Annotated in this window: 14 protein-coding genes; 9 read left to right on the plus strand and 5 right to left on the minus strand. The window is 69.1% G+C overall.

Translation table 11 applies throughout. The annotated features are described in order from the left end of the window. Positions 1-139: 139 nt before the first annotated feature. Both ABZW96_RS33585 and ABZW96_RS33590 read right to left on the minus strand, forming a co-directional pair. Complete coding sequence (locus ABZW96_RS33585; RefSeq protein WP_355080355.1) at positions 140-427, minus strand: 4a-hydroxytetrahydrobiopterin dehydratase; 288 nt, start codon at positions 425-427, stop codon at positions 140-142. A gap of 52 nt (positions 428-479) precedes the next feature. Beyond that, positions 480-656, minus strand: a complete 177-nt coding sequence (locus tag ABZW96_RS33590; RefSeq protein WP_355080356.1) for a hypothetical protein — start codon at positions 654-656, stop codon at positions 480-482. A gap of 230 nt (positions 657-886) precedes the next feature. On the opposite strand from ABZW96_RS33590, the gene typA reads away from it, so the two are divergent. The 6 genes from typA to ABZW96_RS33620 all read left to right on the plus strand — a co-directional run bounded on the left by typA (position 887) and on the right by ABZW96_RS33620 (position 8,610). Further along, the gene (gene typA / locus ABZW96_RS33595; RefSeq protein WP_355080358.1) at positions 887-2,785 is read left to right on the plus strand and encodes a translational GTPase TypA; all 1,899 of its coding nucleotides are present in this window, start codon (positions 887-889) and stop codon (positions 2,783-2,785) included. A gap of 928 nt (positions 2,786-3,713) precedes the next feature. After that, entirely contained in the window at positions 3,714-5,441 is a 1,728-nt protein-coding gene (locus tag ABZW96_RS33600; protein ID WP_355080359.1) for an ABC transporter family substrate-binding protein, read from the plus strand. Beyond that, on the plus strand, positions 5,438-6,322 hold the full coding sequence (gene mshB / locus ABZW96_RS33605) for an N-acetyl-1-D-myo-inositol-2-amino-2-deoxy-alpha-D-glucopyranoside deacetylase (RefSeq protein WP_355080361.1): 885 nt from the start codon (positions 5,438-5,440) through the stop codon (positions 6,320-6,322). Before ABZW96_RS33600 ends, mshB begins: the two co-directional genes overlap by 4 nt. A gap of 189 nt (positions 6,323-6,511) precedes the next feature. Continuing rightward, positions 6,512-7,981, plus strand: a complete 1,470-nt coding sequence (locus ABZW96_RS33610) for an amino acid permease (protein WP_355080363.1) — start codon at positions 6,512-6,514, stop codon at positions 7,979-7,981. A 36-nt stretch (positions 7,982-8,017) separates the two neighbouring features. Beyond that, positions 8,018-8,176 (plus strand): hypothetical protein, encoded by a 159-nt coding sequence (locus ABZW96_RS33615; RefSeq protein WP_169332723.1) that lies wholly within the window; start codon positions 8,018-8,020, stop codon positions 8,174-8,176. Next, positions 8,173-8,610, plus strand: a complete 438-nt coding sequence (locus ABZW96_RS33620; protein ID WP_355080365.1) for a hypothetical protein — start codon at positions 8,173-8,175, stop codon at positions 8,608-8,610. Before ABZW96_RS33615 ends, ABZW96_RS33620 begins: the two co-directional genes overlap by 4 nt. Before the next feature lies 1 nt (position 8,611). On the opposite strand, the gene ABZW96_RS33625 is transcribed toward ABZW96_RS33620, so the two are convergent. Genes ABZW96_RS33625 through ABZW96_RS33635 form a run of 3 tightly spaced genes read right to left on the minus strand, consistent with a single transcriptional unit; the run spans position 8,612 to position 12,603 of the window. Continuing rightward, a complete protein-coding gene (locus ABZW96_RS33625) occupies positions 8,612-10,456 on the minus strand; it encodes an amino acid permease (RefSeq protein WP_355080367.1) in 1,845 nt (614 codons plus the stop codon). Positions 10,457-10,504: 48 nt separating this feature from the next. Then, the gene (locus ABZW96_RS33630; protein ID WP_355080369.1) at positions 10,505-12,109 is read right to left on the minus strand and encodes a PH domain-containing protein; all 1,605 of its coding nucleotides are present in this window, start codon (positions 12,107-12,109) and stop codon (positions 10,505-10,507) included. Beyond that, a complete protein-coding gene (locus tag ABZW96_RS33635) occupies positions 12,106-12,603 on the minus strand; it encodes a PH domain-containing protein (protein ID WP_355080371.1) in 498 nt (165 codons plus the stop codon). Before ABZW96_RS33635 ends, ABZW96_RS33630 begins: the two co-directional genes overlap by 4 nt. A 427-nt stretch (positions 12,604-13,030) precedes the next feature. On the opposite strand from ABZW96_RS33635, the gene ABZW96_RS33640 reads away from it, so the two are divergent. From ABZW96_RS33640 to dapC, 3 genes are all read left to right on the plus strand, one after another. Next, entirely contained in the window at positions 13,031-15,646 is a 2,616-nt protein-coding gene (locus tag ABZW96_RS33640) for a bifunctional FO biosynthesis protein CofGH (RefSeq protein WP_355080373.1), read from the plus strand. A 307-nt stretch (positions 15,647-15,953) separates the two neighbouring features. Further along, the gene (gene fdxA / locus ABZW96_RS33645; RefSeq protein ID WP_014987978.1) at positions 15,954-16,277 is read left to right on the plus strand and encodes a ferredoxin; all 324 of its coding nucleotides are present in this window, start codon (positions 15,954-15,956) and stop codon (positions 16,275-16,277) included. Next, complete coding sequence (gene dapC / locus ABZW96_RS33650) at positions 16,274-17,395, plus strand: succinyldiaminopimelate transaminase (protein WP_355080375.1); 1,122 nt, start codon at positions 16,274-16,276, stop codon at positions 17,393-17,395. The genes fdxA and dapC overlap by 4 nt, the downstream gene beginning before the upstream one ends. Positions 17,396-17,419: the final 24 nt, after the last annotated feature.

A 17,419-nucleotide genomic window follows, 5' to 3' on the forward strand; every position in this document is an offset into this window, starting at 1 on the left:
CCCTCCCCGCTCAGGCGCCGTCCGCGCCCGGCCCCGGCCCCGAGCGGCCGCCGCCTCCGCGACGCAGTCGCCAGCGGCGGTCGCTCGGACGCGAGCCATAAGAGGGCCGCGAACACGCAGCGCCGAAGGCGCTGCAAAATCAACAGAGCCGGTCTATTTCATGTGCCAGTGCTACATCCAGCGCGGTGAGCCCGCCCGCCGAGTGTGTCGACAAGCTGAATGTGACCTTGCGCCAGCGGATATCGATGTCGGGGTGATGATTCGCCTCCTCCGCGACTTCGGCGACGCGGCGCACCAGTTCGATGCCCGCGGGGAAGGTGGCCGCCTCGACGGTGCGCGTCAGGTTGTCCCCTGACCTGGACCACTCCGGCAATTCGGTGAGAGCGTCTACGATTTCGGGTTCGGAGAGCAGTGCCTGCTGCGCCATAACACTCCTTACTACTCGCCTCGGGCCGCCCCGGAAAGGGTGGCGGCGGGGGTCAGGCAGCGCGCGCCTGCTTGAGTGCCTTCTTCAGATCCTTACCGGTGACACCGGGCGCTTCGCACTTCTTCATCCGCATGATGACCACGGGGCACTTCACGCAGCGCGTCTTCTTCCGACAGCACTTCTTCTTCGGTTTCAGGCTCGAAACCTTCTTGGCTTTGACCTTGCCCACGGCGGTTAGCATACCCTTAGTACAAAGGCTGAAACGGTGCCTCGAACCGACTGCCGGTAGGGTATAGCTCGCCGCGATGCCTGGTGAGTTTCGATTCTCCACCTGTTCGCAGGGAGACCGGCGTGTGCGTCAGGCCCCGGAGGCGGCAGCCTGCGTAATCACGGAGAGTCCGTGCACGCCGGACACCGAGCACCGTCGGCTCCAACACCGAACAGCAGGAGGATTCAGGCGTGTCGTCTGCACGCGATTTTCGCAACGTCGCCATCGTGGCTCACGTCGACCACGGCAAGACGACCCTGGTCGACGCCATGCTGCGCCAGTCGGGCGCCTTCGCCGAGCGGGCCGAGCCCGTCGATCGGGTGATGGACTCCGGCGACCTGGAACGCGAGAAGGGCATCACCATTCTCGCCAAGAACACGGCGGTGCACCGGCATCACCCGGACGGCTCGGTCACCGTGATCAACGTCATCGACACCCCCGGCCACGCCGACTTCGGTGGCGAGGTCGAGCGCGGCCTGTCCATGGTGGACGGCGTGGTGCTGCTGGTGGACGCGTCCGAGGGGCCGCTGCCGCAGACCCGGTTCGTGCTGCGCAAGGCGCTGGCCGCGTCGCTGCCGGTGATCCTGGTCGTGAACAAGACCGACCGCCCCGACGCCCGCATCGAAGAGGTCGTCGAGGAGAGCCACGACCTACTGCTGGACCTGGCCTCCGATCTCGACGACGCCGCCGCCGAGGCCGCCGAGCTCGCGCTCGACCTTCCGGTGCTGTACGCCTCCGGTCGTGAGGGCAAGGCGTCCAAGGAGCGTCCGGAGAACGGCAACGCCCCGGCCGCGGAGAATCTGGACGCGCTGTTCGACGTGCTGCTGGAATACATCCCCGCGCCGAAGGGTGATGCGTCCGCGCCGCTGCAGGCGCACGTCACCAACCTGGACGCCTCGGCGTTCCTGGGTCGTCTCGCGCTGGTCCGCATCCACAACGGCGAACTGCGCAAGGGGCAGAACGTCGCGTGGATGCACGCCGACGGCGTCAAGCAGGTGAAGATCACCGAACTGCTGCAGACCGTCGGCGTGGAGCGCAAGCCGGGCGAGCTGGCGGTGGCGGGCGACATCGTCGCCATCGCGGGCATTCCGGACATCATGATCGGCGACACCCTCGCCGACATCGATGATCCGGTCGCGCTGCCGCGCATCACCGTCGACGAGCCCGCCATCTCGGTCACCATCGGCACCAACACCTCGCCGCTGGTCGGCCGGGTGCAAGGGCACAAGTTGACCGCCCGCATGGTGAAGGCGCGCCTGGACCAGGAGCTGGTCGGCAACGTGTCGCTGCGCGTGCTCGACATCGGGCGCCCGGACGCCTGGGAGGTGCAGGGCCGCGGTGAGCTGGCGCTGGCCATCCTGGTCGAGACCATGCGCCGGGAGGGCTTCGAGCTGACCGTCGGCAAGCCGCAGGTGGTCACCAAGCAGGTCGACGGCAAGGTGCACGAGCCGTACGAGGAGCTGACCATCGACTGCCCCGAGGAGTACCTCGGCGCGATCACCCAGTTGCTGGCCGCCCGCAAGGGCAAGATGGTGCAGATGAGCAACCACGCCGCGGGCTGGGTGCGGATGGAGTTCATCGTTCCCTCCCGTGGCCTGATCGGTTTCCGCACCGACTTCCTCACCGAGACCCGCGGCACCGGCATCGCCAACGCCGTGTCGCACGGCTACGCGCCGTGGGCGGGCGAGATCCGGGCCAGGCACACCGGCTCGCTGGTCTCCGACCGGTCGGGCTCGGTGACGCCGTTCGCGATGATCCAGCTGGCCGACCGCGGGCAGTTCTTCGTGGAGCCGGGCGCGGACACCTACGAGGGGCATGTCGTCGGCGTCAATCCGCGCGCGGAGGATCTGGACATCAACGTCACGCGCGAGAAGAAGCTGACCAACATGCGCAGCTCCACCGCCGACGTGATCGAGACCTTGGCCAAGCCGTTGCAGCTGGATCTCGAAGGCGCCATGGAGTTCTGCGCCGCCGACGAGTGCGTTGAGGTCACCCCGGAGGTGGTCCGGGTGCGCAAGGTGGTCCTCGGGCAGAACGAGCGCGCACGGGAACTGTCCCGGCGCAAGGCGCGCGACCGCGCGGCGCTGTAACAACTTGTGTGCCACGGTATTCGGTGTCACCGCGGGTGGCACCGAATACCGGGCAGAACCGCTGGTCGGGCAGTCGCGGGCGCTCGCATCGTGCGGGTGTACCGCCAGCCTCGCGTTCGACTCGGGCTCCTCGGGTGTGATCGCAATTCCTCGCATCACCAGGCATGGTGGCAATCGGGAGAAATTCGAGACGGCCCCGTGATGCGTGCGGTGGTGAAGTCCGGTGCCACATATTCGAGGGCTGATCGGTTTCGTTGTCGGTAATTTCGATTTGTGATCGTCTCGGCCCTTGGTATGCGGGTCCGAAATCGGTTCGTTCGCGTGGAATAAGTTTCCGAGGCGACGGCTGGTGGGAAAATTTGGTAATTGTCGACCACTACCCGTCATGGGGTAGTGGTGGCGGGTGAAAATAATTGGCTGTGCCGTGCGCCTGTTTTATATTGTCGGCACCCGTGGTCATCCAGAGCTGTGCACGCAATGAGCTTTCTCATGCTATCGAGGGGCCTCGACGCGCGGGCGGGCCAGCGCCTGTGTGGGTTGTCGCCGTGTTGGCCGGATGGTGCTTCGACGAAAAGATTCGTCTCCCGTTCGGCGTGTCGGCGCAAATGTTCACTTCATGTCCGAGTCGGTAGCGCGTGTGGTTGCCTAAACGACACCGATGCGCATACGGATTGCGGTGCGTCGGGTGCGGCGGGCTATTGTGCCGCGACGGTACGCCGAATATTTGCCGAGGTTCGACACGGTTTGTATGGGTGATGTCACGACCCTGCGACGCTGCTGTGTTTCCCCGCTACGCATATCCGTTCGACCGCGTTGTTTCCGCGCTGGTCAGCAGGAATCTGGGAACGGACTCGACCGTACGGTAGAGTTCCCGAGCGTGAAAGTGGGCGCAGGAAAACGCGCAGCGTGGCGCACGTTGTTGCCGGCCGTGGCAGTGCTGACCTTGATCAGCAGCTGTGCGGCGAATCCGCCGCCGCCCATCGAGAGCACCGACAGTCCGAAGACCACACCGGTCAAGCCCGCGGAGACGACCGTCGTCGTCGCTTTGGACACCATCGGCACCGCGTTCAACCCGCATCTGCGCTCGGACCAATCCGCCGCGACCTCGGCGATCGCCTCCCTGGTCCTGCCGAGTCCGTTCCGGCCGGTGCTCGATCCGGCGCGGCCGGGGACGACGGCCTGGGTGCCGGATTCGTCGCTGCTGGTCTCCGCCGAAGTCACCGCGCAGGAACCGTTCACGATCACCTACAAATTGCGCAACGAAGCGTCCTGGTCGGATGGCGCGCCGATCGCGGCCGAGGACTTCCGCTACCTGTGGCAGGAGATGATCTCCGAGCCGGGCGTCGTCGACCCGGCCGGCTACCGGATGATCTCGGACGTCAATTCGTCGGCGGGCGGCAAGACGGTCACCGTCGTGATGACGCAGCCCTACCCCGGCTGGCGGGAGCTGTTCACCGATCTGCTGCCGTCTCATCTGCTCAAGGACGCGCCCGGCGGATTCGCCAGGGGGATGAACGGTCAGGTCAGCGGTGTCCGGGTGTCCGGGGGGCCGTTCGGGATCCGCTCGGCGGACCCGGGCCGTGACGAGATGCTGCTGGAACGCAACGACCGCTTCTGGGGCACACCGGCGATGCCGGGCCAGATCCTGCTCCGCCGCGGCGGCACCACCGCGCAGCTGGCGGGCTCGCTGCGCACCGGCGACGTGCAGATGGCGCTGGTCCACGGGGGCGTGGCGACCCAGGCGCAACTGGGGGCGATTCCCTCCGTGCGCACCACGATCATGCCGCAGTCGCGAGTGCTGCAGATGGCGCTCAACGGACGCAAAGGCGACTTGAGCGATCCCCGGGTCCGCTCGGGCGTGCTGGCCCTGCTGGACCCTGCCCTGCTGGCCACGGTCGGCGCGCAGACCGGCAACTGGGTGGAACCGGCGCGCGCGCAGGTGCTCGCACCATCCGATCCCGGATACGCCCCGACCGCTCCGCCGCGTCCATCGGCGGAGGAGGCGTTCGCGCTGCTCGCCGCCGCGGGGTACGGCCGGGCGCCGGAGCCGCCGCCGGCGACCTCCCCGACCTCGCCCGCCCCGCAGCCGCGCACCGTCGGCAAGGACGGCAAGCCGCTGGCCGTGCGCATCGGCGCGGTCGACCGGGACGCCACCGCCTTGGCCGTGGCCAATACCGCCGCCGACCAGCTGCGCAGCGCGGGCATCGACGCCACGGTGCGCAGTGTCGCCGCCGACGAGTTGTACGGCAAGGAACTGCTCGAGGGCACGGTCGACGCGATCGTCGGCTGGGAGGTGGCCGGTTCCGATCCGGCGACCGTGCTGGCTTCCAGGTATGGCTGCCCGCCGCCCGCGCTGCCAGGAGTCACCGGCCCGGCGCAGGCCATCGCCGAGGCGGCGCAGCGGGCGCCGAGCAACCTGTCCGGCGTGTGCGATCCGACCCTGCAACCCGCGATCGACGACGCCCTGCGGGGCGGCGACGTGGGACGGGTGCTCGCCGAGGCCGAACCCAAACTGTGGGCCATGGCGACCGTGCTGCCGATCGTGCAGGACAACGCCGTCGCCGCGTCCGGTCCTCGGCTGGACGGCGCCTCGCTCAGCGGCGCGATCCAGGTCGGGATCTTCGGCGACGCGTCCATGTGGCGCAGGATCCCGTGACCGCGGAGACCGGTGGGCTGCTTCTGGTACACGCCCACCCGGACGACGAGTCCATCACCACCGGCGGCACGATCGCGCACTACCGCCGTCGCGGCGTGCCGGTCACCGTGATCACCTGCACCCTCGGTGAGGAGGGCGAGGTGATCGGCGACGACTGGGCGCTGCTCGCGGCGGATCACGCCGACCAGCTCGGCGGCTATCGCATTCTGGAGCTGACCCGCGCGCTGGACGCGCTGGGCGCGGGTCCGCCGCACTTGCTCGGGGGCGCGGGACGCTGGCGTGACTCCGGAATGGCGGGCACACCCGCCGCGAACAAGCCGCGCGTCTTCGTGCGCTCCGGAGACGAGGCGGTGCGGGCTCTCACGGACGTCGTCCTTCGTCTGCGGCCGCGCGTGGTCGTCGGTTACGACCCGAACGGCGGCTACGGCCATCCGGACCACATCCGGGCGCACGAGATCACCACGGCCGCCGTGCACGCCGCCGCCGGCGAAGGCTGGGATGTCCCGAAGTACTACTGGACCGTCACCGACGCCGACATGCTGCGTCTGCACACCGCGGCGCTGGCCCGGCGCACGGCCGCGGGCCTGCCCGGCGCGCTGCCGCCCGGTTGGCGACTGCCCGCCGAGGGCGAACTGGCGAGCGTGCCCAGCGACGCGGTGACCACCACGATCGACGTCTCCGAGGTGCTTTCGGCCAAGCGCGCCGCGCTGCGGGCGCACGCCACACAGGTCACGGTCGCGCCGTCCGGCCGGGAATTCGCCTTGTCGAACGGTATCGCTCAGCCGGTGTTGCCCGAGGAGCACTTCATCCTGGTGCGGGGTCGGCGCGGTCCGCTCGGTCCGGACGGGCGGGAGCACGATTTGTTCGCCGCCCCGGAGTGACGGATCCCGCCGGCGGCGGTGCGTCCGCTACCCGCGATTTCCGGACATTTCACATAATTCGCCCGCCGTTTTCGGAACTTGTCCGGGCAGCGAGCTCCTGTACCCCCAGGGCTGGCAGTTGGCGGTATCGGCGCGGCGGGTACGGTTCGGCGTGATCTCGGCACATCGAAACGGAGGATCCGTCGGTTCATGACAGCGCGCGGCGACAACGCCCACCTCAGCATCGAGGACCACGGATACCACAAGAGTCTGAAGCCGCGCCAGCTACAGATGATCGCGATCGGCGGCGCCATCGGCACCGGCCTGTTCCTCGGCGCCGGTGGGCGGCTGGCCAGTGCCGGACCCGGGTTGTTCCTGGTCTACGGCGTGTGCGGGTTCTTCGCGTTCCTCATCCTGCGCGCGCTCGGCGAATTGGTCCTGCACCGGCCGTCGTCCGGGTCGTTCGTCTCCTACGCGCGCGAGTTCTTCGGTGAGAAGGCGGCGTTCGTCGCGGGCTGGATGTACTTCCTGAACTGGTCGATGACCGGCATCGCCGACACCACCGCGATCGCGCAGTACTTCCACTATTGGTCCGGGTTCTCCGCCGTTCCGCAATGGTTGCTCGCGCTGATCGCGCTGGTCCTCGTGCTGGGCGTCAACCTGATCTCGGTGAAGTGGTTCGGTGAGATGGAGTTCTGGGCCGCGCTGGTGAAGGTATTCGCGCTCAGCGCGTTCCTGATCGTCGGCACGATCTTCTTGCTCGGCCGCTTCACGGTGCAGGGCGCCGCGACCGGGACCAGCGTGATCGCCGATCACGGCGGCCTGTTCCCGACCGGCGTCATGCCGCTGGTCGTGGTGGTGTCCGGTGTCGTATTCGCTTATGCCGCTGTTGAATTGGTCGGCACCGCGGCGGGGGAGACGGAGCATCCGGAGCAGGTCATGCCACGGGCGATCAATTCGGTGATCGTCCGGATCGCCGTCTTCTACGTCGGTTCGCTGGTCCTGCTCGGATTGCTGCTGCCGTACACGCGGTACACGGCCGACGAGAGTCCGTTCGTCACCTTCTTCACCATGCTCGGCGTCCCTGGCATCGGCAGCGTGATGAATCTCGTGGTGCTGACCGCGGCGTTCTCCAGCCTGAACGCCGGCCTCTACTCGACCGGCCGCATCCTGCGGTCGATGTCGATCAACGGCAGCGCGCCGAAATTCACCGGGGTGATGGGCAGCAACGGCGTTCCCTACGGCGGCATCCTGCTCACCAGCCTGATCGCGTTGGTCGGCATCGCGCTCAACGGCATCGTCCCGGATCAGGCGTTCGAGATCGTGCTGAACATGGCGTCGCTCGGCATCGTCGCCTCCTGGGCCACCATCGTGTTGTGCCAGCTGCAGTTGTGGCGCTGGTCCACCCGGGGACGCATCCAGCGGCCCGCCTTCCGCATGTTCGGCGCGCCCTACACCGGTTTGCTCACGCTGGTGTTCCTGTTCTTCGTCGTCGTGCTGACGGGGTTCGACTATCCGGTGGGGACCTGGACCGTCGCGACCATCGCCCTGATCGTCCCCGCGCTGATCGTCGGCTGGTTCGCCGCGCGTAAACGAGTGCTGGCCATAGCGGCGCAGCGTGGCGACCCGACCGGCGAACCTCCGGTGGTCGCCGCCCTGCCTGCCGACCGGGAGAACTGATCGTGCGCCCGATCGCGCCGGAATAGACTCGGCAGTATGTACAACTGGGAGGTCCAGAACGCGATCGCGGCGTTCGTCGACAGCATGCGGCCGCACTGGCAGGAGCAGCACGACCTGTATATGACGGTGCTGTACGCGTTCGCCGACATGCAGAGCCACTTGTTGACCCTCCTCGGCTACCCGCCGGTGCCGTGACGACGAAGATCGACGACCACGCAGGCGATCGCGCTCCCGTGGCATCCGGCGCCACCCGTATCCCCGTAGGCCTCCTCGGCTCGGTGATCCTCGCGATCCTGATCGTGGATGCCCTGCTCACCCTTGCGCTCGAGGTGCTCTACCTGCCGACCTATCTGGGCTCGGTCGTTTTCCCGGTCTCCGCCGCGGTGGCGGGAGTGGTGAACGTGCTGCTCGTCGCGGGTGCGCGAACAGTGACCCGGCGTCCCGCGCTGCTGGGCCTTCCGCTGGTCGCATGGGCGTTCGGCTTCCTGGTCTGTGCGAGCGCCGGGCCCGGCGGTGACATTCTGCTCGGCAGTGATTGGCGGACGGCGCTGTTGCTGTTCGCCGGGCTGCTGCCGCCGCTGGCCTACCTCTACATCCAGGCGAACGCACACGTCTTCGGCCGCCGCTGACTCACGCGAGCCGGACCGCCAGGGTCGCGATCACGGCCTCGGTGCGAACGCGCAGCGCGGCTGTGAGCACCGGTCCGCGCGGATTGTGCAGCGGGCGTTGCCACCAGTGCCGGGCTTCGACATGCGCCAGCAGCACGGTGACACCCAGCCCGGCGGCGGTCTGCTTGCGGACGTAGCCGACGAGCGTCGACACCAGGCTGCGATGCGGGCAGGGGAGCACCGCGAGCGGCACACCGGGATCCCACTCCTTCCATTGGGCGCTGAGCCGTTTGGTCGTGGCCGGATCGATGTCCGCGGCCACCGCGACGATCTCGCCCCGCATGCGCAGCGCGGCTTCCAAGGCGCGATAGGTCACCTCGCTCATGGTGACCACCGGGACGACCACCAACTCCTTGGCCTCCGGCGCGGGTCTCGGCGGCGGCGGGATTTCACGCAGTCGCAGCTGACGCGCGACGCCGGCGTAGTAGTTCTCGATCCGGAAGAAGAGGCCAACCAGCGCGGGAATGATGAGCAGCAGCAGCCACGCGCCCTCGGTGAACTTCTCCGCGAGCAAGACGACGCCCGCGACGGCGGTGAGCGTCGCGCCGAATCCGTTCAGCAGTGCGCGCGGCAACCACCCGCGGTCGCGCACTCGCCACCAGTGCAGCACCAGACCGGTCTGGCTGATGGTGAACCCGATGAAGACGCCGATCGCGAAAACCGGCAGCAGCCGGTGGGTTTCGGCGTCGACCGCCAGCAGCACCAGCCCGGCCAGCAAGGCGAGTGCCGTGACCCCGTACCGGAAGACCGGACGCTCCGACCGCAGCGCGAACAGCGACGGCGCCCTGTGGTCCTTGGCCAGCAGCGCCAGCAGCACCGGGAGCCCGCCGAAACTGGTGTTCGCCGCGAGCAGCAGCACCGCGGTGACCGCGAGATTGGTGAGGTAGAACAGCCAGCCGGTGCCGAACGCGGCCGCCGCCAGCTGGGCCAAGATGGTCACATCCGGGCGCGGCGTGACGTGGTGCTCGCGGATCAGCACGGCCAGGCCGAGCAGCATCGCGCCGAGCAGGATGCCCAGCGCCACCTCGGTGTGCTGCGCGCGGCGCACCGCGGGGGTGCGGAAAGCGGGCACGGCGTTGGCGATCGCTTCCACACCGGTCAGCGACGAGCATCCCGCCGCGAAGGCCTTGAGCAGCAGGACGATTCCGAGCGCCTCGACCGGCTCGATCGGACCCGGGTCGCCGCCGATCATCGCGACCGGCTCCGGCCGAAGCAGCCCGACAACGATCACACCGCCGATCAGGACGACGAACAGGATCGTCGGCCCCATCAGCACCCGCGCGGATTCCGCCACTCCGATCAGGTTGATCACGGTCAGCGCCGCGAGGCCGATCAGCGTCATCGGTAGCAGTTCGTGGGCCAGGGCGGGAAAGGCGCTGGCCAGGCTGGCCGCGCCGGCGGCGAGGCTCACCGCGACGGTCAGCACGTAGTCCACGACCAGGCTGGCGGCCGCGAGCAGCGCGGCGGGCCTGCCGAGCTGCTTCTTGGCGACCGCGTACGCGCCGCCGCCGTCCGGGTGCACGGCGATCACTTGCCGGTAGGAGAGCACCAGTACCAGCAACAGCGCGGCGATCGCGCAGGCAACCGGCAGCGTCCAGGAGACGGCCGCCGCGCCCGCCGCGACCAGCACCAGCACGATCGCCTCTGGTCCGTAGGCCACGCTGGACAACGCGTCCAGGGAGAGCGCGGCGAGCCCGCCCACCGCGGTCAAACGGAACTTGTCCGCTCGCTGCATCTGCCGAACCCGGCGGTCGGCGATCCGCGGCTCCGTATGGTGCGGCTCGGTCTTGGTCACCACAGCGTCCATTGAACTCCGCCGCCGCTCGGCAACCGATCAGCGACACTGGGGGCGGGTTCAGCGGGTGCCGGGCAGCCCTGGTGTGACGGCTTGGATGAGTTCCCATGCTCGGTCGGCGGGGAGGTCGACCACGGAGTAGTGCTTCTTGCCCGCCGCGGTGGCCGCGACGACCGTAGCGACCCCGGCACGCCGTTGGAAGAAGGTTCGACGCACTGTCCAGCCGATGATGCCTGGGGCCTCGAGGCAGTCGCGGTCGCGGTCGAGTGATCCGGACCGGGTGATCAGCCAGGTTGGGCTGGTGGTTGTGCGGGGCAGTACCGCGTGTCCGAGGCCGCGATAGCGGTCCTCGGCGAGGGCGAGCGCGAGGGCGAGCGTGAGGCCCGGCAGTAGCCACCACCACGGCGAATAGTGCTGTCCAGCAAGGAAGATGACGACCAGCGCGGCGGCGATGAGCACGACCGGCGCGAGCGCGCGGGTATGCCTGCGTCGCCGTGCGGCCGGACCGTGCGCGATCAGCGGGGCGCTGCCCGGCGCCGGGACGGTGTGCGCGTCCGCCGCGCCCGAACCGGTGGGCCTCGCCTCCGGCTGGACAGGAAACTCGTTGTCTCGCACTTCCTCTGGGGCGAGCAGATGGCCGAGGGTGTGCTCCACGGCGCTACGCGGGGCCTGCGGAAGGATTCGCTGCCGCGGGTTCTGCCCGGTCATGATCGCCTCGAGTTCGGCGCCGCCCGCAAGGCGCAGCAGCAGCGGTTCGGAGACCGTCGCTCCGCGCAGCCGGGCTCGATCGAGGGTGATCTGGCGGGTGGTGAACAGGCCGTGGCGCAGCTGCAAGGTCTTGCCGTCGTCGCGGACGCGCAACCCGAAATACGTGGTCAGATAGTGCGCGCACGCGGCAGCGCTGACCACGACGACGATGACGCCCAGCAGCGCGGCCGCGGCGAGCGCGAGGACGAGCACGCCGCCGTCTTCCACGTCGTGCACCGCGTCGGACCGGAAAACGATCTCACCGAGCCCGTATTGCAGCGCGAAGCCGACGATCGGCGCGATGATCGCGAACCCGGTCAGCGACAACGGGGCGTAGCGCACCCACGCCGGACTCCAGTGCCCGATCTCTCCCGCCCGGGTACGCGGGGCCGTGAAACCACCGGAGCTGTTCTGCTGCGGCTCTTTTCGTTCTTCGTCCGGACCCACCCTGGCCGCGGTATGGGCGAGCAGCGCGGCGCGCAACGGCGGGACGACGCGGGCATCCAGGGCGTCGAGCTTGAACTTCTCGCCCGATTCGGCATGCTGGCCGGTCCCGATCGCCAGCACCGCCAGGCCGAGAGCCCGATGCAGCAGGTCCGCTTCGATGTCCACCGATCGGATCCGCGACCGCGGCACCGACAGTTTCTTGCGTTCCAGCAGCCCGGTGCGCAATTCCACGTGTGTGGGCCCGACCCGATACGTCGTGGTGAACCAGCGGGTCAGCGCGAACCCGACGATCAACGCGAGCGGGATGACGCTCCACACGTGGTTGCCGCTGCTGGTCCCGAGGATCACCGAACCGATCAGCACCGGGATGAACTTCACCACTTCGGTGATCGGATGGACCAGCAGCATCCGCTTGTCCAGCCGCTGCCAGGGCGGCCCGTCCTGCTCGGCGCCGGTCGTCTCGGGGCTCATGTCGCGTCTCCGCGGTGCTGGGCGGCGATCCGGGTGAGCCGGGCCACGGTTTCCTCGGCGACCGGAAGGTCGAGCGCGCCGATCTGCACCGCGCCCGCGGAGGACGCGGTGGTCACGGTGACGGTCGCCAATCCGAGCAGGCGTTCGAGCGGACCGCGTTCGGTGTCGACGGTCTGCACGCGGGAGATCGGCGCGACCCGGCTCTCCTGGGTGAGCCAGCCGACCCGGGTGTAGACCGCATCGTCGGTGACCTCCCAGCGGTGCACCGCGTACCGCCACCACGGCGCGACACCGATGTTCAGCGCGGCGGGCACGAGCGCGACCAGGAAGAATCCCAGCTGCCACCCGCGATGCGCGGAGTCGACCACCGCCCACACCAGCAGGGCCGCGAACGGGATCACCCACGTCAGGACGGCCTGCACAGTCCACAGGAGCTTCGCCTTCGGACTGGGGCGCCAGGCCGGATCGGCCATGATCGTGCGCGGCTGCGACATGCCGCCAATCGTTGCACGATCACGCGGTCGCCGTCGCGGTCGATGGTGAGCGGCCTACCGCGACGGCGCGGACCCGGCGGACGGGTGAGCGCGAGGGTCGCAGAGGGCTTTCTACCGGGAATGAGCCTCGTTGTGTGACAACCGTTTCGGGCGCATCGGGCGGTCGCCGAGGAGTTGGCCCCCGGCCTCACCTGCGCGGGTCTGGTGTGCCGGAACGGTCGAATCGGCGGCGCTCACCGAGGCCACGCTCGACGACCGAACGCGGGCCGCGCGGCGCGGGTGCCCCGGAATAGCCTCGGGTACCGCACAGTTGTCAACGCTCAACGGTGCTCCACGTCCCCGTGTGGGCTCCGTGGCGAGCGGAGCCGTGACTCGTCCGCTTCGTCGCAACCAGCACTGGAGGGAGACAGTTCCGGATGTGTAGCGCATGATCGAGGGCGTGACCGACCTACCGAACCCGAGCGTCCCATCCGCGCCGCCCAGTCCATCGGCCATGCGCCGGGCGCTGCGCAGGGCCCGCGACGGTGTCACGTTGAACGTGGACGAGGCCGCGGTGCTGCTGCACGCGACCGGCGACGACCTGGCCGACCTCTGTCGCAGCGCCGCGCGGGTGCGCGACGCCGGGCTGGCGTCCGCGGGGCGTCCGAAGACGATCAGCTATTCCCGCAACGTCTTCATCCCGTTGACCAGGCTGTGCCGGGACAAGTGCCACTACTGCACCTTCGTCACGGTGCCCGGCAAGTTGCGCGCCGAGGGCAAGGGCATGTTCCTCGAACCCGACGAGGTGCTCGACATCGCACGCAGGGGCGCTGCCCTCGGCTGCAAAGAGGCGCTGTTCACGCTGGGTGACCGGCCCGAGGATCGCTGGCCGGAGGCCGCGCAGTGGCTCGACGAGCGCGGCTACGACTCCACGCTGGACTACCTGCGCGCCGTGTCGATCATGGTGCTGGAGGAGACCGGCCTGCTGCCGCACCTGAACCCGGGCGTGATGTCGTGGGAGGAGATCGCGCGGCTCAAGCCGGTGGCGCAGTCCATGGGCATGATGCTGGAGACCACCTCGGCCCGGTTGTTCACCGAGAAGGGCAACTGCCATTACGGCAGCCCCGACAAGGACCCGGCCGTGCGGCTGCGGGCGATCACCGACGCGGGACGGCTCTCGGTGCCCTATACCACCGGGATCCTGGTCGGCATCGGTGAGACGATGGCGGAGCGGGCCGAGTCGATCATGGCGATTCGCAAGCAGCACAAGGCTTTCGGGCACATCCAGGAAGTCATCGTGCAGAACTTCCGCGCCAAGGACGACACCGCCATGCGGGACGTGCCGGACGCGGGCCTGGACGAATTCCTCGCCACCATCGCGGTCACCCGCGTGCTGCTCGGGCCGGACGTGCCGGTGCAGGCGCCGCCGAACCTGGTCTCGCACGCCGAGTGCCGCGCGCTGATCGACGCGGGCATCGACGACTGGGGCGGCGTCTCGCCGGTGACGCCCGACCACGTGAACCCGGAGCGGCCGTGGCCGAACCTGGACACGTTGCGGGAGATCACCGAGGCGGCGGGCTATCAGCTGGTCGAGCGGACTTCCGCGCACCCGAAGTACGTGCGAGCGGGTAATCCGTGGGTCGATCCGCGGATCGGCGCGCACGTCGCCGCGCTCACCGACCCGGTGACGGGGCTGGCGAATCCGGACGCGATCCCGGTCGGCCTGCCCTGGCAGGAGCCGGACGAGTCCTGGGAGTCGGCCGGACGCGTCGACCTCAACACCGCCATCGACACCGAGGGCCGCAACACCGAGGCCCGCAGCGACGCTGCCCTCGGGCAGGACATCGTGGGCGCCTTCGGCGACTGGGACACCATTCGTGAACAGGCCCGCGATCTCGCCGTCGCCGTTCCGCAGCGGCTGGACTCCGACGTGCTCGCCGCGCTGCGCGCCGCCGAACGCGATCCGGCCGGGCTCGGCGACGCCGAGTATCTGGCGCTGGCCACGGCGGACGGCGCGGAGCTGGACGCGGTCGCCGCGCTGGCCGATCAACTGCGCCGCGACACCGTCGGCGACGACGTCACCTACGTGGTGAACCGGAACATCAACTTCACCAACATCTGCTACACCGGGTGCCGGTTCTGCGCGTTCGCCCAGCGTAAGGGCGACGCGGACGCGTTCACCCTGAGCACGCACGAGGTGGCCGACCGGGCCTGGGAGGCGCATGTCGACGGCGCCACCGAGGTGTGCATGCAGGGCGGCATCGACCCCGACCTGCCGGTCACCGGGTACGCGGATCTGGTGCGGGCGGTCAAGCAGCGGGTGCCGTCGATGCATGTGCACGCCTTCAGCCCGATGGAGATCGTGAACGGCGCCTCGCGCGGCGGCCAGAGCGTCCGGGAGTGGCTGGTCGCCCTGAAGGAGGCGGGTCTGGACACCATCCCAGGCACCGCCGCGGAGATCCTGGACGACGAGGTGCGCTGGGTGCTCACCAAGGGCAAACTGCCCACCTCGGCGTGGATCGAGGTGATCACCACGGCGCACCAGGTGGGCATCCGGTCCAGTTCGACCATGATGTACGGCCACGTGGACAACCCGAAGCACTGGGTCGGGCATCTGCGGGTGCTGCGTGGAATCCAGGACGAGACCGGCGGTTTCACCGAGTTCGTGCTGCTGCCGTTCGTGCACCAGAGCGCGCCGCTGTACTTGGCGGGCGCCGCGCGGCCCGGGCCGACCAACCGGGACAACCGCGCCGCGCACGCGCTGGCCAGGATCATGCTGCACGGCCGGATCCACAACATCCAGACCAGCTGGGTCAAGCTGGGCACCACCGGAACGCGGGTGATGCTCAACAGTGGCGCCAACGATCTGGGCGGCACGTTGATGGAGGAGACCATCTCCCGGATGGCGGGCTCGCAGCACGGCTCGGCCAAGACGGTCGCCGAGTTGGTGGAGATCGCCTCCGGCATCGGACGACCGGCCCGGGAACGGACGACGACCTACGGCGTCCCGAAGCACAAGCGGTTGTCGGCCGCTCCGGGGCTTCAGGCGGTATTGGTCGACTGACGAGGGAGCTGCGCCGGGCGGCGCGGCGACGGCGATAGGTTCCAGCCCGCGGTGCGATCGGATTTCCGGTCGGCCGCGGGCAGCCGGGACCGGCGCAATACCGGACCCGCCGTGGCACGCTCCGGCGCTACCTCCCACAACGCGGCCCCCAGCGCGTACCTCGGGTGGCGGAGTCGAATCGGGCCTCGCGTCGGCGTGCGCGATCCCCGAAGTTAGGGCAGGCTGACCAGTAGTAACGTGTGGTTGCCGGGATAGGGTTTCGCCGGGCGGACTATCCCGCAGGCGAGGACAGACTAGGAGAGCGGCAGTGCCGTACATCATCGCTGAACCGTGCGTTGACGTGAAGGACAAGGCATGCATCGAGGAATGCCCCGTGGACTGCATCTACGAGGGTGGTCGCATGCTGTACATCCATCCCGACGAATGCGTGGACTGTGGTGCATGTGAGCCGGTGTGCCCGGTGGAGGCGATCTTCTACGAAGACGACACCCCGGACCAGTGGAGCGGATACGTCAACGCCAACGTCGATTTCTTCGACGAGCTGGGCTCGCCCGGCGGCGCGACCAAGGTCGGCAAGGTCGACTACGACCCGCCGTTCATCAAGGAACTGCCCCCGATGGCGAGTGAGTGAGACCTGACGTGTCACCGCGTGGCCGGGTCAGCAGTCTGCTGCCCGATTTCCCCTGGGACACCATCGCTTCGGTGAAGGTGAAGGCGGCCGCCCACCCCGGCGGGATCGTCGACCTGTCCGTCGGCACTCCGGTCGACCCGGTCGACCCGCTGATCCGGACGGCGCTGAACTCCGTCGCGGCGGTCCCCGGTTACCCGACCACGCATGGCACCCCCGAGCTCCGCGCGGCCGCGGTCGACGCGCTGAAGCGGCGCTACGGGATCACCGGACTCGAGCCAGCGGCGGTGCTGCCCGCGATCGGCACCAAAGAGCTGATCGCGGGGCTGCCCCGGCTGCTCGGGCTCGGCTCGGGCGACCTGGTCGTCATCCCCGAGGTCGCCTACCCCACCTACGAGGTCGGCGCGCTGCTGGCGGGCGCGCAGGTGCTGCGCGCGGACGGACTGACCCGGCTCGGTCCGCAGACGCCCGCGCTGATCTACGTGAACTCGCCGTCCAACCCGACCGGCCGGATACTCGGCGTCGAACATCTGCGCAAGGTGGTCGCCTTCGCGCGAGAGCGCGGCGTGATCGTCGCCTCCGACGAGTGCTACCTGGGACTGACCTGGGAGGGTCGCGGCGTCTCCTTGCTCGACCCCGAAGTATGCGACGGCGACCACACCAACCTGCTGGCCGTGCATTCGTTGTCCAAGACCTCCAACCTGGCCAGCTATCGCGCCGGATTCGTGACGGGCGACCCGGAGCTGGTCGCGGAACTGCTCGAAGTGCGCAAGCACGCGGGCATGATGGTGCCGTTCCCGATCCAGGCCGCGATGACCGCCGCGCTCAGCGACGACGCGCACGAGGCGCGTCAGCGCGAGCGGTACCGCGCCCGACGCGACGTGTTGCGAAAGGCTTTGCAGGCCGCGGGTTTCCGGATCGATCACTCCGAGGCGGGCCTGTATCTGTGGTCGACGCGTGGTGAGCCGTGCCGGACCACGTTGGAATGGCTGGCCGATCGCGGCATCCTCGCCGCGCCCGGCGACTTCTACGGCCCCGGCGCGAGCGAGCACGTGCGGATCGCGCTGACCGCGACCGACGAGCGGATCGGGGCGGCGGCCGAACGGCTCGCCGCGGGCTGACACCTTCGTCGCCGCTGTGCGCGG

Source organism: Nocardia sp. NPDC004168 (assembly GCF_040610355.1).
In the GTDB taxonomy this organism is placed as follows: domain Bacteria; phylum Actinomycetota; class Actinomycetes; order Mycobacteriales; family Mycobacteriaceae; genus Nocardia; species Nocardia sichangensis.